A 12,170-nucleotide genomic window follows, 5' to 3' on the forward strand; every position below is an offset into this window, starting at 1 on the left:
GCTACTCGCCTACCGCTGGGCGCGGTCGGCCTTGAGGAATCCGGACGCCCTGATATCCGGGGCCGAGACCCCGGCGAGCGGTGCGCCGGCGGATCGGGCTGGGCGGAGTGACGGCCTGGTCCTGGTCATCGCGGGTGTCGCCGGCCGGGAGGCCGAGGTCACGGCGGAGCCGGGCCAGGGCCTGGAAGACGGCGTCCGTCGCCACGGCGGCGGCCGGGTGCACGCCGCGCAGGGCGAGCGCGGTCGTCTCCATCGCCTCGACCGCATCCTCGGCGGCGGCCTCACTCCAACTGTCCGGTGAGCGCGCGGCGTCGTGCAACTCGCAAGCAGCATCAGCCAGGGCCTCGGCGTGCTCGGCGACACCCGGCGCGGCGGTAGCGGACAGCAGGTTCACGGTGCTGGACTCCTCGGTCAGGCATGCCGGTCGGATGCCGGGCCAGCCTCTTCTCCCCTTTATATAGGGAACGAGCATGTGGCGGCGTGCCTACCGGGCTTGACCAACTCACCGCCACCGGTGCACTGCTGGTGCCGGATCCACATGAGCATGCCGTCGGCGGCGAAACAGCTGTCTGTGAGTAGCAGTTCGGCGTGGTCTGCGCAACCTTCGGTTCGGTGGGTCGGCATCGCGCCGGGGCTTACGCGGCCGGCCGTCGTTCGGGCTGCGGCTTTCGCTGTTGTACTCGTAGCAGGGGCCGGCGGGGAGGGGGACCGACGGTGATCCGGAGTGCCGTCTATCGCCCCGGCGTTGAGCCGGACGCCGTACTGCCGCTGTCGCATACGCGCGAGCGTGAGCAGACCGCGCCGTCCGGCCAGGCTGAGGGGGAGCGGCTGCTGCCGCGGTGCGGCCAGGAGCGTCGAGCTGGTCAGCCCTGTCCGCATCGTCGTGGTTGAGCGTCCGTTTGCAGGGTCGTGAGGGGCGCGCGAAAACTGCGACGTAAGGCCTCTGAACTGCGCTTTTCTGTCAGTTGGGGTTGACTTAACCCCAAAAATTTGAGATTATTGGTTACGTCGAAAGGGGGCGGGAATCCCCGGAAGACGCCGGGCCTTCGGGGCCCACACGAACCGGCGGCGGCCTGGGCTGGTGGGGCGGGAATCCCGCTCCACCAGCCCAGGCCGCGCATGACACCGAGAAACCTCACAACCAGGAGAAGACTGTGGTGAACAAGCCACTCACCCCGCCGAGCGGCGCCGTGCATTCCCCGCAGGAGTGGGCGGTGACGGCCCCTCTCGCCCAACTCCGGGCCAAGGGCGTCCGCTGCCTGCTGAGCTGTGGCAGGACTGCCGATTACGTCGCCGTCCCGCTCGCCGACGGCTCAACCATTCGGCTCACCGGAACCACGCGGCCCGACGAGAACGGCACGGTCGACGACGTCAGCGTCAACCACCCGGTCCGGGCCCACGAGAGCTGGCGGGCCGAGCTGGACCACGCTGCCGGTTCCACCCTCGTGTACGACTCGGAGGGCCGACAGATGACCTTCGCCGAGGACACCAAGGCCCTGGTCGCCGCCATCCTTCAGTACCACCGCCAGCGTGGCGGGGAGTTTGGAGACCAGCAGCCACCCGTCCCGGCTGAGGGTGAATCCGGCGAGGAGGCCGCGCCGGACGATCTGCCGTTCCTCAGCCCGCTGGCCGACCTCGCCGACCTGTACGGCCGGTTCGAAGACGGCTACGGCCCCGACGACATTCGGGCCGTTTTCGGCCGCATCCACGCAGAAGGCGGCCCGTACCTGGTCTGTGTCTGGGACTACGCGGACGAGTACGGGTTCGGCGGCGACTCGCAGTTCTACGCCGAGGACGCGGACGGCCGCCTCTTCGAGGTCCAGCCCGACATCCACCGGTGGCTGAGCGGCTGGCAGGAGACACCGGGCGCGGTGGATACCTGGGTGTGCGCGCCCGTCAGCGAGCCGACCGAGTTCCCGGTCAGCGACGACTTCCACAACTACGCCCGGACCGACCGGACCGGCGACTGACCGGCCGTCCGGCCGGGGGAGCGGGGCGGGAATCCCGCTCCCCCGGCCGGGATCGCGAACGACACCGAGAAACCTCACAACCAGGAGAAGACCGTAGTGAAGAAACTCCTCACCCCGCCGTGCGGCACCGGGTGCGCCACCGCGCAGCTGGAACTGTTCGCCGCGCCGGCCACCGCGCCGACCGCACCTGCGACTGAATTCGACTGGGATGCCCACGACGTCGTGATCGTTGGCGATAGCGGTGGCAAGGACTCCGGCGCTCTCGTGCACGAAGTGTGCACCCAGGCCGACAAGGCAGGTCAGCTCCACAAGGTTCACGTGCTCCATTGCGACCTCGGCCGTACTGAGCAGGGCCACCTGGTCGAGTGGCCTGGCGCGCTCGAAGTCGCCCGCGCGCATGCCGAGCAGTACGGCGTCCGATTCGCCGTCCGCCGCAGCAAGCGGTGGAAGTCACTGTGGGAGCGGATTCGTTCGCACGGCAACTGGCCGGGGTTCTTCGCTCGCTACTGCACCGCTGACGGAAAGACGGCGGTCGGCCGGGACTACGTGGACGAGGCCGGCATCGAGCTGAACCTGGGGCGCCCGATCCGTGCCGGATACGCGATGGGCATGCGCGCCGAGGAGTCCCGGGCCCGCGCCAACAAGCCCGTGATCGAGCGGCACCGCATGAGTGGCAAGGGCACGCTACGAGTGGTGACGACGTGGCTCCCGATTCACCGGCTCACCACCGAGCAGGTGTGGGAGATCCACCGGAAGAACGGTATCGCCCACCACGAGGCGTACGACCATGGGATGCGGCGCCTGAGCTGCCGGGCCTGCCCGCTCGCGCACACCGACGACCTGGTCCGCTCCGCCCAACTCAACCCGGAGCTGTTCGCTGAGTACGCCAGGGCCGAGCGGGAGATGGGCCACCAGTTCAAGAAGTCCATCAGCCTGCGGGAGATCATCGAGCGCGCCCGGAGCTGACACGACCGGCGGGGGGAGCGGGGCGGGAATCCCGCTCCTCCTGCCGGAGGGCGCCCCACCGAAACACCTCAACCGTCGAAGGAAACGCATGAAGCGATACGGAGGCAGCGCCGACCACGGACAGACCACTGTCATCCGGCGCCCCCAGCGCACACTCACCCCGGAGGAGCACCAGATCATCCGGGGCACGGCCGTCCTGAACCGGCAGGGGGCCTGGTACATGGGGATCATCGACCCGGTACCGAATCCGTCGCCGATGAGCGAGGAGGAAGGGGCGTGGGTGCGCGAGCAGGTGTGGCCCTCCTTCTTCTAGGAGATCGACCACAAGTACCCGTGGGGGTTTTACCGGTGGTCGACCTGCGAGCGGGGGAGCTGCTGGAACTGCCTCGGCGGCCGCTGCGACCTGTGTGTCCACCGGCAGAGGGGCGGCCCGTACGTGGACGACAACACCGACTGGGTGTACAACGCGCGCGGCCGATGCGTGGCCCGGCTCATCCTCCGACCCGGTGGCGAGCCGTGCGTGTGGTGGTGCCGCTGCCCCTGCCCCAAGACCGGCCCGCTTCCCGCTGAGCCGGCACCGGCGGCCCAGGCCGTCCCTGCACAGACACGTGCCCGGCGTCGCCAGTAGACCGGACCGGCCGCGCCCAGGCCCCACTGGCGTGCGGACGGCGCGGGTGTCGACTGGCCCCAGGACACCCTGTTCTGACCAGCGGGCCACCCGGCATCAGACATCGAACGGCCCGGCGGGGCGATGCATTGGGAATCCCGCCGGGCCGGCGGTCCGGCCACCGAGGGCCCTCAACGAGCCCTTAACCGAACCAGGCACCATCGTATCCAGCACCGACACCACCAGGAGCACACCCCGTGAAGACCGACGATGGCCGCCAGTGGGCGACCCGCGAGGACCTGATCGAGCACAGCGGCTACAGCCGGACCACCCTGACGAACCTGTGGCTCGCCCGCGAGAGCAACGGCCATCCGGAGGCCCACACGATCGACGGCGTCATGCACTGGGACCTCAAGGTGTGGACCGAGTGGCTCGCCGAGCACCGGCGACACCGGCCCCGTGACGAAGACCGGGTCGACCGCAGCGGTGACCCGGACGAGGAACTGCCGCCGGCCGGACAGGCACGCGTGCTCGGCATTGACCCCAGCCGGATCACCCAGTACGAGAAGAACCCGCCGGTCGGCTGGCCGGACCCTGTCCGCATCGAGGAACTGCCGACCCGCATCCGCCGGTGGCGTACCCGCCGGCAGCTGTGGCAGTTCGCCGACGAGCACCCGTTGCTGGGGACGGTCGGCCGCCCGCCCGGCCCCGAGACGAAGCCGCGGGCGAGCAAGACCGAGGGATCCGACCCGCGCATTCGGGTCGCCGCCGAGGCTCTGGCCTCCCAGCCCGACAGGAAGGTCCGCGAGGTGGCCGCCGACCTCGCCCGCGAGCACGGCCAGTCCGTGGACACCTGGAAACGGATCATCACCGAAGCACGCAAGCGCACCCAGCAGTAGACGGTCCACAGCGGTTGCCTGCTGGGTTGTCTTTGTGACACCCGCGGGTATGGGCCGGTCGGCGGACTCGGGCCCTGCACAATGCCCGCCTTGCGGTTGCCGGGATCACAAAGCGAATCCAGATCCCAGGCCCGCGCCAGCTCTTCGTCGGGCCGGGCACGGGCCATCCTCCGGGGAGGCAGCGATCACAAGGCTGCAGACCAGTCGATCCGCTCCGCACGCTCCGCGCCGCCATCTGTTCTACCCGCAGCGTCAGCTCGCGAAGGTGTGGACGGCGCCGCAGTACGCGGCGGCCGAGGACGCCTACCTGGCCGAGGAGGAGAAGCGGCAGCATGAACTGGAGGAGCGCCGGGCGCGGCTGAAGGAGAAGGCGGCGGTCAAGCGGGCCGGGATCGACCGGAGGAACGCCGCCTCCCGCCGGGCCGCGCTGGAGCGGGCCACCGCCGCCGAGGCGGAAGCGCGCCGGGCGAACCTCGGGCCCGCCGGGGCCCGGTGGCGCGACAAGCTCATGCGCCGGCCGGGTGTGCGGGAAGCCGTTGAGTACCTGGCCCGCGAGCACCACATCAACGTGACGGTCGGGATGAGCACCGCCGAGTGGCGCTGGGGCGGCGGGACGCCTCTGATCGGCCCGGACGGCACCCCGGTTGCCGTCCTGTCCCCGGTGTCCGGGATGGTGAACGGGGAGGCGTTCCTGCTGCTGGCGGGGATGCTGCTGCTGTTCGAGACGGACGCCGAGCAGCGGCGTTTCGACCGAAACACTCGTGCCCGTCGCCGCCGCAAGGTGCCCATCGACGGCTGGCGGATGGAATACCTCTCGGCACAGATCGTGGGTGCGGCGGGCGCGGCCGCGGTGCCCACGCCGCGCAGGGGCCGCCCCGGTCGTGCGGGCGGCCCGTGCTCCTGCGCACAGCCGGAGCTGACCGCCATCATCATGGGCCAGCCGTATCCGGCGGAGCCCGCCGAGCAGATGACGCCCGCTAGCGCCGTCTACGCCGCCTCCTGCCGTGCCTGCGGCGGCTCGTACGACAAGCCGTGGCGCCGCCGCACGGCCTGACCCTGCCGAACGGCCGGGTCAGGCGGCGACCTGGACGCGGGCGTCGTACTGGGCCACAGTCCAGGCCAGGGCCTGGCAGGTGTAGAGGAACCAGTAGTCGTACTCGGTGAACTCCCAGCCGGCGGTGTCGAAACGGAAGCCGTCGAACTCGAACGCGGCGAGCGCGGCTTTGGCGCCGGCCTCGGTCTCCAGGTCGGCCTTGCTGTAGCGGGAGAACAGCTCCTCCTCGACCTCCGCGAGCAGGCCGGGGTGGTCGGCTTCGGCTTCCTGGGCGGCCTGCTTGATGTACGCCTTCACGCGGTCTTCGGCGTACGACTGGACGCCTGTGCTGCCGATGCCGTCCGGTTGGACCTTCTCGGCCCAGTAGCGGGTGTCGATCTTCCAGTCAGGGCCGGGGCCCATGCAGGTGCGGAAGAACAGCAGCATGTCCTCGTCGCGGCGGAAGATGTGGCTGCCGGTGTGCCCGGTGATCGCCAGGGCGCCGGGCCAGGTCATCACCTCGAACCAGTACGCGGAGGACTTCGGCATCTCGACCTCCAGGTGCCGGTAGAGGCCGTCGTCGCGCCGCACGGTCAGCTTGCCGCCTGCGGATTCGATGGCGAACCGCTCCTTGATCTCGGCGATTCGGGCCTTCAACTCGGCGCCCGGGTCGATCGTGGTCATGCTCGTGGTCTCCCACCCTCGGTGCCGGGCACGGCTGCCCGGCCTGCACGGGTACAACGAATGGCCCAGCCGGGCGGGTACGCGCGGATCACGCCTCGTTCAGGTCCTCGTCGTCCGCGTCGACCTCGTCCGGGTCGCGCAAGGGCCGCAGGCCCTGGGCGGGCCCGGAGGCGGCGATGTTGAACAGGTAGCGGCCCAGGAAGTTGATGTGCGCGTTCTTCAGCGGGGACAGGCGGGCCACGTCTTCGTCCTTGATGTCGTGGCCCTCGGCGCGGAGCTGGGCGACGGCGGCGTCCAGGTAGCGGGTGTTCCACAGCACGACGGCGTTGAGGACGAGACCGAGGGCGGCGAGCTGGTCCTCCTGGCCGTCCCGGTACGCCTGGCGGATCTGCCCGCGGCCGCCGTGGCATCGAGCGGCACGGGATCTCCTGAGCACGTATGGGTACGGGGCGGGTGCCCTGCCCTACCCGGGTGGGGCACCAATGTGCCGTTCTCGGGTTTCGATCCTCACCTCGGCGGCCGGCGCCGAGCTTTCGACCGCGCCGACGCCGCGCGGTGTGCCACGTACTTCGTCTCCAAGGCTACCGCAGCCGTCGCGGCATGGACCGTGGTTGTGGGGGGCGTGCCCGTAACACGGAGCGGGCGAAGACCGTTGGGAGAGCGTGACCAGTATCGAGCGAGCGCTGGAGCGTGCGACGCTGTGGGCCGATCTGGCCATCCTCAGCGGCCCCGACATGCCGGATGAGCACCGGGAGGCATTCCGGACCGAGTTGATCGCGGAACTCGTCGGACACCCGAAGGAGCAGTTCCCGGAGCGGCACTGCGCGTTCATCCGCGACAACTGCATGAAACCCCACGTCCGACCATTCTTCGAGACGTACCTGATGATCGGTATCGGCGCCGAGTACGCCGGCGAAGACGCCGGTCCGGCCGAGTTGTCCGCCCGGCTGCAGGAACACTTCGGTCCGGTGGTCGGCGAACGGATGGCGCAGTGCGTGCTGTGGGCACAGGCGCAGATGATGAGCCCCGACGCCTTCACCCCGTAGCATCTGACGGTCAGGCGATGAGGCGGTGGCCTGAGGTCGGCTCACCCGCCACGGCGGCCGCCGCTGCTCGTTGAATACGCTGAGAATGGGCGCGAACGACGGTGATTGAGCTGCTGGCGCAGGTCTGGAATGGAGGGGCCCACGAGTGATCCCGATGCCGCCGCACCGTACGAAGGGACCGGGCGTCCTCGGCGCAACCAGCCCTGGTGAAAGGGGGCCGCTCGGCCGCTGGCCGGAGCCTGACGAGACACCGGAGGAGGAGCCGGGCGACGCCGGTGACCCCCGTGAATGACCTCGCGGCCGTGCGCGCGCAGGAGTACGCGAAGGTGTACGAGGAGCTTCTTGGCGCGGCAGCCCGGCTCGACATGTTGCGCCGCCTGGAGGGCGGAGCCGTCGACGCTCATGCCACCGCGGCCATGCACGCGGTCCGGTTCGCGGCCACCATCCTGTGGCCGGCCGTTCCCGGTACTCCCCCGCCTGGCTACCGCCACGACAGCGAGCACCTTCTCCGTCTGGTGGAGACCTGGCGCGAGGCGGCGCTGGAACTGGGGGAGTTCGCCCCGTCCCGCCCGGCCCTGCGGCTCGTTCCCAGCGCCGATGCCCTGCAGCACCGGGGACCCACTAGCTGAGGCGGCTCTTGACGGCTGTCCCCTGGCCCGTCCAGGCCGGCTGAGCGCGGGTTCCTGCGGCACAGGCGCACCTGTCCGCCGGGCAGGGAATCCGAGAACTCATGCCGGGTCTGCCTCCCCCCTGACCGACTGCGTGAGGAGGTCGTCTCTGATCCGCTGGAGTACCTCGTACAGCCGATCCGCGCGGGCGCTCTGCTTCGGGCCGAGGTCTTCCCGGGGCGCGTCGAGCAGGACGGCTAGGTGTTCGGGCTCCACAGGCGTGTTGATGTTCCGCCTCGCTTCCACGAGGGCGTTGGTGATCGCCCGGCGGTACTCGATCGGCTCCAGCTGGGAGTGGAAGTTCTTCAGATCCTTGGCGGTGCGTGCCGCGCTGAAGAGAGTGCCACGGAATCCTGGCTGGATGCGGTGCCACGCCGGGTGGTCAAGGGCGGGCAGGGGGCGGTGGTCCCGCTCGGCGGCGATGACGGCATGGAAGGCGGCGTCGCGGTCGAGGAAGGTGCGGCCGGTGGCCGGCCTGAGGGTGCGGCGGCGGTGCGTGGCCGTGCAGCGCCCGCCGGGGTTGGCTGAGGTCGGTGCGAGGGTGCCGACCGGTTGGCCGTCCGCGCAGACGATCAGCACATTGGGGTGTTCCAGGTCGGGTTCGAGAGTCCAGACCCGGCCGTCGAGCGTGCCGAGGGCGGTGGTCTCGCTCGCCACGGCGGCCGCCCGCAGGGCAGCGACGAGCCTGGTCCCCTCCTTGCTGCGGGAAAGGACGGACTCCGAGATGGTCTGGAGCTGGGCGAGGTCGCCCTCGTGCGGGGCGCGAACGGCCAAGCGGAGTGCTGCGTGGCGGAGCGCCGGCGTGAAGAGGGCCAGGTGTTCGCTTCGGCCGGCGGACGCGGTCGCCAAGGGCGCTGCGGCGCGAGCCACTGCCGTGGCGGTCTGTTCCGTCAACGCGGCCCACCAGGCGGGCACCGCTGTGGTCGGCTCGGGCTGTTGGCGCAAGGACGCTTTGATGACGGCCTTGGCGGCGATGTCGCGGTTGCTGAAGTACCTGCCCTTGGTGGGGCGCATGGTCCGCTCCCGGGCCGACATGGTCTGCTCCCGGGCCGACCACCCGAGGATGGAGCGGCGCCCGGTGATCGCGCGCTCGGGTGTCACCGTACCGGCCCGCTGGCCGTCGCGGAGGACCGTCCATGCGTCCCCGGACGAGAGATAGCTGACCATGCACCAGCCGGAGCCTGCCTGGAGGCCGAGGTCCTCGATGGCCACGGGCAGTTCGTCGGCCCCGTTCAGTTCTTCGGACCCTGCGGTGGCCCTGTCAGGTCGGGGGGACGGCTCCAATGGGCTCGGTTCTGCCGCAGCCCCAGACGGGTCTGAGGGGCCGGTCAGGGGCTGGCCAGCCGGGCCGAGCGGGAACATGTCCATCTGACCCTCAGGCACGTCCGGCTCGGCGGGCTGACCGGTTTCCTCCGCCTCGGCAGCGGCCGGCGGAGAAGCCGACAGGACGCTGAGAGTGGCGTCCTGGGGGGTGAGCTGGGTGAGTTGCTGCAGCAGTTCCGCCAGGGCCTGGCTATGCCGGGCTCGTTCCGCGTTCCGGTCTCGGTCGAGGTCAACGAGATGCCGCTGGAGGCCGTCAGCGCGTTCGCGGGCGGTGGCGAGATCAGCGTTCGCGGTGCGCAGTTCACCTTCCAGGACCATGATCCGGCCAGCCTGCTCATCCAGCCTGGGGCGGAGCACCGTGAGTTCGCCCTCCAAGCGACCAGCCTGTTCGGTCAGAGCGAGGTAGTCCTGGGTGAGCTGACGCAGGGCCCCGGTCGCGGTGTCGGCCCGCTGGTCCGCCTCGGCCGCCTCGCCCAGAGCGGTTGCCGCATCCCGTACCGCGGCATCGCGCTCCAAGTTGGCCTCGGCGGCGGCGCGCGCAGACGCCTCGGCCGCGGTCCGCGCGGCGGCGGCCGCCTTCTCCGCGACTGCGCGGGCGGTTTCGGCTTCTTCCACCCGGATGGCAGCCGCCTGGTCGACGGCGGCGACGTGGGCGGCGACGGCGTCGGTGTCGGCGGCGGCCTGCTCGCCGGCGATGATGGTGTTGAGGGCGGCGGCGACCCGGGGCAGCAGATCGGCGAGCACGCTCTGCTCGCGGGCCCGCCGGGCGAGGACCACCGGAAGCGGATCCGGCGTGGGACCGGACCCACCTGTCTCCTCTGCCATGCGCCGGGCGGCGGCCTCCGCCTTTGTCTTCTTCTCCTGCCGATACGCGTACTGCTTGTCCCTCCTGTTGTTGTGGGTGGGACAGAACTCTGGGGGCGGCCCCGGGCGGCCCTTCGCGGGGGTCTCGCGCTCCTCGGTGCAGTCGGGGTAGCGGCAGTCAGCCGCCGCCCCGGCGTGGCCGGCGAACTTCCGCTCCAGCCCCGGGGCCCCAGCGCCGGAGGCGGCGGTGGCGTCAGTGAGCTCCGGCACCGGATGCCTCCGTCTCCGTGCGTGAGAGCTCGTTCTCCTGCGCGGCCAGGCGGGCCAGGCGCCCCATCGCGTTGCAGAGGCGCTCGGCGCTCACCGCGCCGTCGACGAGTTCGTCACCGGTGCCGTCAACGAGCAGGGCGGTGGCCGTCTCGGTGATGCCCCACCGGCGGATCTCCTGCCGGCCTTCGGAGTCGGTCGCGACGTACTGCACGGCGGCGAGGAACTGGGTGCGCCCCTTGGTCGTGAGGTGACGTACGGCCTCCGCGACGCTCAACTGCTCCGCCACCGTGCCCCCTTCATGTATCGGTGCCCGCTTTCGGTCGGGCCGATCCTAGCCGCGCGCAGCCAGCAGCGGAGCGGATGCCACCCCGGGCCCTGTGGCATGCCGTTTTCCGGCCTACTGAACCGTTGTCCCGTTTCTTAACTCAACTCACTCGGAGTGAAATCGAAGAGAGATGAGTGAGGTTAGATCGACCAGCAGCATGCCCGGGGGTCCACGGTTCGAGCGGCGGGAGTCGGCCTCGGGATCACTTCGCCGCAGCTTCGGAGCGCTGCTCGCGCCCGGCGCACCGGATGACCTCCCCGTCGTGATTGGTCCGGGTCGTGCTCTCGGTGGCGTAGAAGACCCGTTTGGCGTTGTGCGGGATGCGGGTGGTCACGGCTGCTGGTCCTCCTCGTAGTTGTCCCAGTCACCCGCAGCCGCGCGGCGCGCGTCGTGGGTGAGCAGGAGGTTGTGCTTGTCGGCGAAGGCGTGGGCGTGGTCGGCGCAGACCCGCTGGTGCCGCTGGCTGGTGCGTCCGGCCCGTCCGGTGACGTAGCTGTAGGAGGTGACCCAGGTCGGGGCCTTGTTGCAGCTGCGGGCGCCGCACGTCTCGCCCAGCTCGATGGCGAGTGCGAGCTTGTCGCCGGTCAGCGGGACGACCGCGTGGCCCCACGCGGTACTGGCACCCATGGTCAGCTCCTCGGGGTGTGGTCGGCGTCGCGGCTGGTGTCCAGGTGGGTGGCGGTGCCCTCCTCGTCCGCCCGGTACGGCTGGAGGCAGACGCGGCACTCCATCACGCCGTCGTCGTCCTGGTCGCCGCCGGCCGGGGCCGAACCGCCGTCCACGTCAACGACCTTGACGCCAGGGAAACCCCTCTCGGAGACGGAGTCAGGGGTCCAGGACATGGAGGTCTTGCCCGCGCCGCCGGGGTGCAGGCCCGCCGCCCGGGCGGCCTGCTGGGTGGCGGCGAGGCGGTCGAAGGCCGCGCGGAAGAGGGGCACCAGGTCCCGGCTCATCACGTACGCCTCCGCCTTCTTCCAGGACGGGCGATCGGGGTCGTCCACCTTCTCGATCGGGTCCGGGGTGCCCTCCGGCCACCACCCCGCCTTCACGCCGCGCGGGACGGCGCGGGCCAGGGCGACGGCGGGCCCGTTGAGCCTGCCGAGGGCCGCCCGCAGCGTGTCGGCGTCGGCGTGGCCGCCACCGTCGACCACGACCAGCCGGGCGAAGGTGCGGGCGCCGGCGGGGAGCGAGCGGAGGAAGCGCTCGGCGCGCTCGGCCGTCCAGCCGGTCTTCACCGTGCGGACGGTCAGGTTCGCGCCCTGCTGCGCGGCGAGCCGGAGCACCTCCCGGGTGAATTCCTCGCTCGCGCCCTCAATGGTGATCTTCATGCAGACCTTCCGACAGATTCTTGCCCCGTTCTCCGGGGTCTGTTTGGGAGTCTGGCCCTCCGCCCCCCTCCCTGTCTACATCCGGGAGAAGTTGGCCAGAAATCTAGACACGTTCGGGTGATGTGGTGGCCCCCGGCGTCTCGCCTCGGATAATGTGCCATATCCGAGGCGACAAACCGGACAGCGTCCCGCACCCCCTTGCTTCACCGCAGGAACGGGTGTTGCGAGGAGGCGACACCGCTAGCTC

13 protein-coding genes and 2 pseudogenes are annotated in these 12,170 nt (G+C 70.7%); 7 read left to right on the forward strand and 8 right to left on the reverse strand.

Annotated features, from left to right (window positions below):
- Position 1: 1 nt before the first annotated feature.
- Entirely contained in the window at positions 2 to 394 is a 393-nt protein-coding gene (locus Srubr_RS12765; protein ID WP_189998253.1) for a hypothetical protein, read from the reverse strand.
- Positions 395 to 1,157: 763 nt separating this feature from the next.
- On the opposite strand from Srubr_RS12765, the gene Srubr_RS12770 reads away from it, so the two are divergent.
- The 5 genes and pseudogenes from Srubr_RS12770 (at position 1,158) to Srubr_RS12790 (ending at position 5,496) form a co-directional block, all read left to right on the forward strand.
- The gene (locus tag Srubr_RS12770) at positions 1,158 to 1,970 is read left to right on the forward strand and encodes a hypothetical protein (RefSeq protein ID WP_189998254.1); all 813 of its coding nucleotides are present in this window, start codon (positions 1,158 to 1,160) and stop codon (positions 1,968 to 1,970) included.
- 96 nt (positions 1,971 to 2,066) lie between these two features.
- On the forward strand, positions 2,067 to 2,936 hold the full coding sequence (locus Srubr_RS12775; RefSeq protein ID WP_189998255.1) for a phosphoadenosine phosphosulfate reductase family protein: 870 nt from the start codon (positions 2,067 to 2,069) through the stop codon (positions 2,934 to 2,936).
- A gap of 220 nt (positions 2,937 to 3,156) precedes the next feature.
- A pseudogene (locus Srubr_RS40585) lies at positions 3,157 to 3,564 on the forward strand (DUF6248 family natural product biosynthesis protein).
- Between the two features lie 236 nt (positions 3,565 to 3,800).
- Positions 3,801 to 4,442 carry a hypothetical protein gene (locus Srubr_RS12785; RefSeq protein WP_189998257.1) on the forward strand — a complete coding sequence of 214 codons (642 nt, stop codon included), beginning with the start codon at positions 3,801 to 3,803 and terminating at the stop codon, positions 4,440 to 4,442.
- A gap of 265 nt (positions 4,443 to 4,707) precedes the next feature.
- Entirely contained in the window at positions 4,708 to 5,496 is a 789-nt protein-coding gene (locus tag Srubr_RS12790; protein WP_189998258.1) for a hypothetical protein, read from the forward strand.
- An 18-nt stretch (positions 5,497 to 5,514) separates the two neighbouring features.
- On the opposite strand, the gene Srubr_RS12795 is transcribed toward Srubr_RS12790, so the two are convergent.
- Positions 5,515 to 6,159 carry a hypothetical protein gene (locus Srubr_RS12795; RefSeq protein WP_189998259.1) on the reverse strand — a complete coding sequence of 215 codons (645 nt, stop codon included), beginning with the start codon at positions 6,157 to 6,159 and terminating at the stop codon, positions 5,515 to 5,517.
- 88 nt (positions 6,160 to 6,247) lie between these two features.
- Positions 6,248 to 6,586, reverse strand: a pseudogene (locus Srubr_RS12800) (Tn3 family transposase); the annotation flags it as partial.
- 235 nt (positions 6,587 to 6,821) lie between these two features.
- On the opposite strand from Srubr_RS12800, the gene Srubr_RS12805 reads away from it, so the two are divergent.
- Both Srubr_RS12805 and Srubr_RS12810 read left to right on the forward strand, forming a co-directional pair.
- Entirely contained in the window at positions 6,822 to 7,205 is a 384-nt protein-coding gene (locus tag Srubr_RS12805) for a hypothetical protein (protein WP_189998260.1), read from the forward strand.
- Between the two features lie 275 nt (positions 7,206 to 7,480).
- Positions 7,481 to 7,834: a hypothetical protein gene (locus tag Srubr_RS12810; protein ID WP_229926924.1), complete on the forward strand. Its 354-nt coding sequence runs from the start codon at positions 7,481 to 7,483 to the stop codon at positions 7,832 to 7,834.
- Positions 7,835 to 7,933: 99 nt separating this feature from the next.
- Here the strand turns inward: Srubr_RS12810 and Srubr_RS12815 are convergent, their stop codons facing one another.
- The 5 genes from Srubr_RS12815 to Srubr_RS12830 all read right to left on the reverse strand — a co-directional run bounded on the left by Srubr_RS12815 (position 7,934) and on the right by Srubr_RS12830 (position 11,923).
- Positions 7,934 to 10,270, reverse strand: a complete 2,337-nt coding sequence (locus tag Srubr_RS12815; protein WP_189998261.1) for a hypothetical protein — start codon at positions 10,268 to 10,270, stop codon at positions 7,934 to 7,936.
- On the reverse strand, positions 10,254 to 10,556 hold the full coding sequence (locus Srubr_RS12820) for a hypothetical protein (RefSeq protein WP_189998262.1): 303 nt from the start codon (positions 10,554 to 10,556) through the stop codon (positions 10,254 to 10,256). The genes Srubr_RS12815 and Srubr_RS12820 overlap by 17 nt, the downstream gene beginning before the upstream one ends.
- Before the next feature lie 241 nt (positions 10,557 to 10,797).
- On the reverse strand, positions 10,798 to 10,929 hold the full coding sequence (locus Srubr_RS41405) for a hypothetical protein (RefSeq protein ID WP_268257601.1): 132 nt from the start codon (positions 10,927 to 10,929) through the stop codon (positions 10,798 to 10,800).
- On the reverse strand, positions 10,926 to 11,222 hold the full coding sequence (locus Srubr_RS12825) for a hypothetical protein (protein WP_189998263.1): 297 nt from the start codon (positions 11,220 to 11,222) through the stop codon (positions 10,926 to 10,928). Before Srubr_RS12825 ends, Srubr_RS41405 begins: the two co-directional genes overlap by 4 nt.
- Positions 11,223 to 11,224: 2 nt before the next feature.
- The gene (locus Srubr_RS12830) at positions 11,225 to 11,923 is read right to left on the reverse strand and encodes a hypothetical protein (protein WP_189998264.1); all 699 of its coding nucleotides are present in this window, start codon (positions 11,921 to 11,923) and stop codon (positions 11,225 to 11,227) included.
- Positions 11,924 to 12,170 lie beyond the last annotated feature (247 nt).

It is taken from the genome of Streptomyces rubradiris, from assembly GCF_016860525.1.
In the GTDB taxonomy this organism is placed as follows: domain Bacteria; phylum Actinomycetota; class Actinomycetes; order Streptomycetales; family Streptomycetaceae; genus Streptomyces; species Streptomyces rubradiris.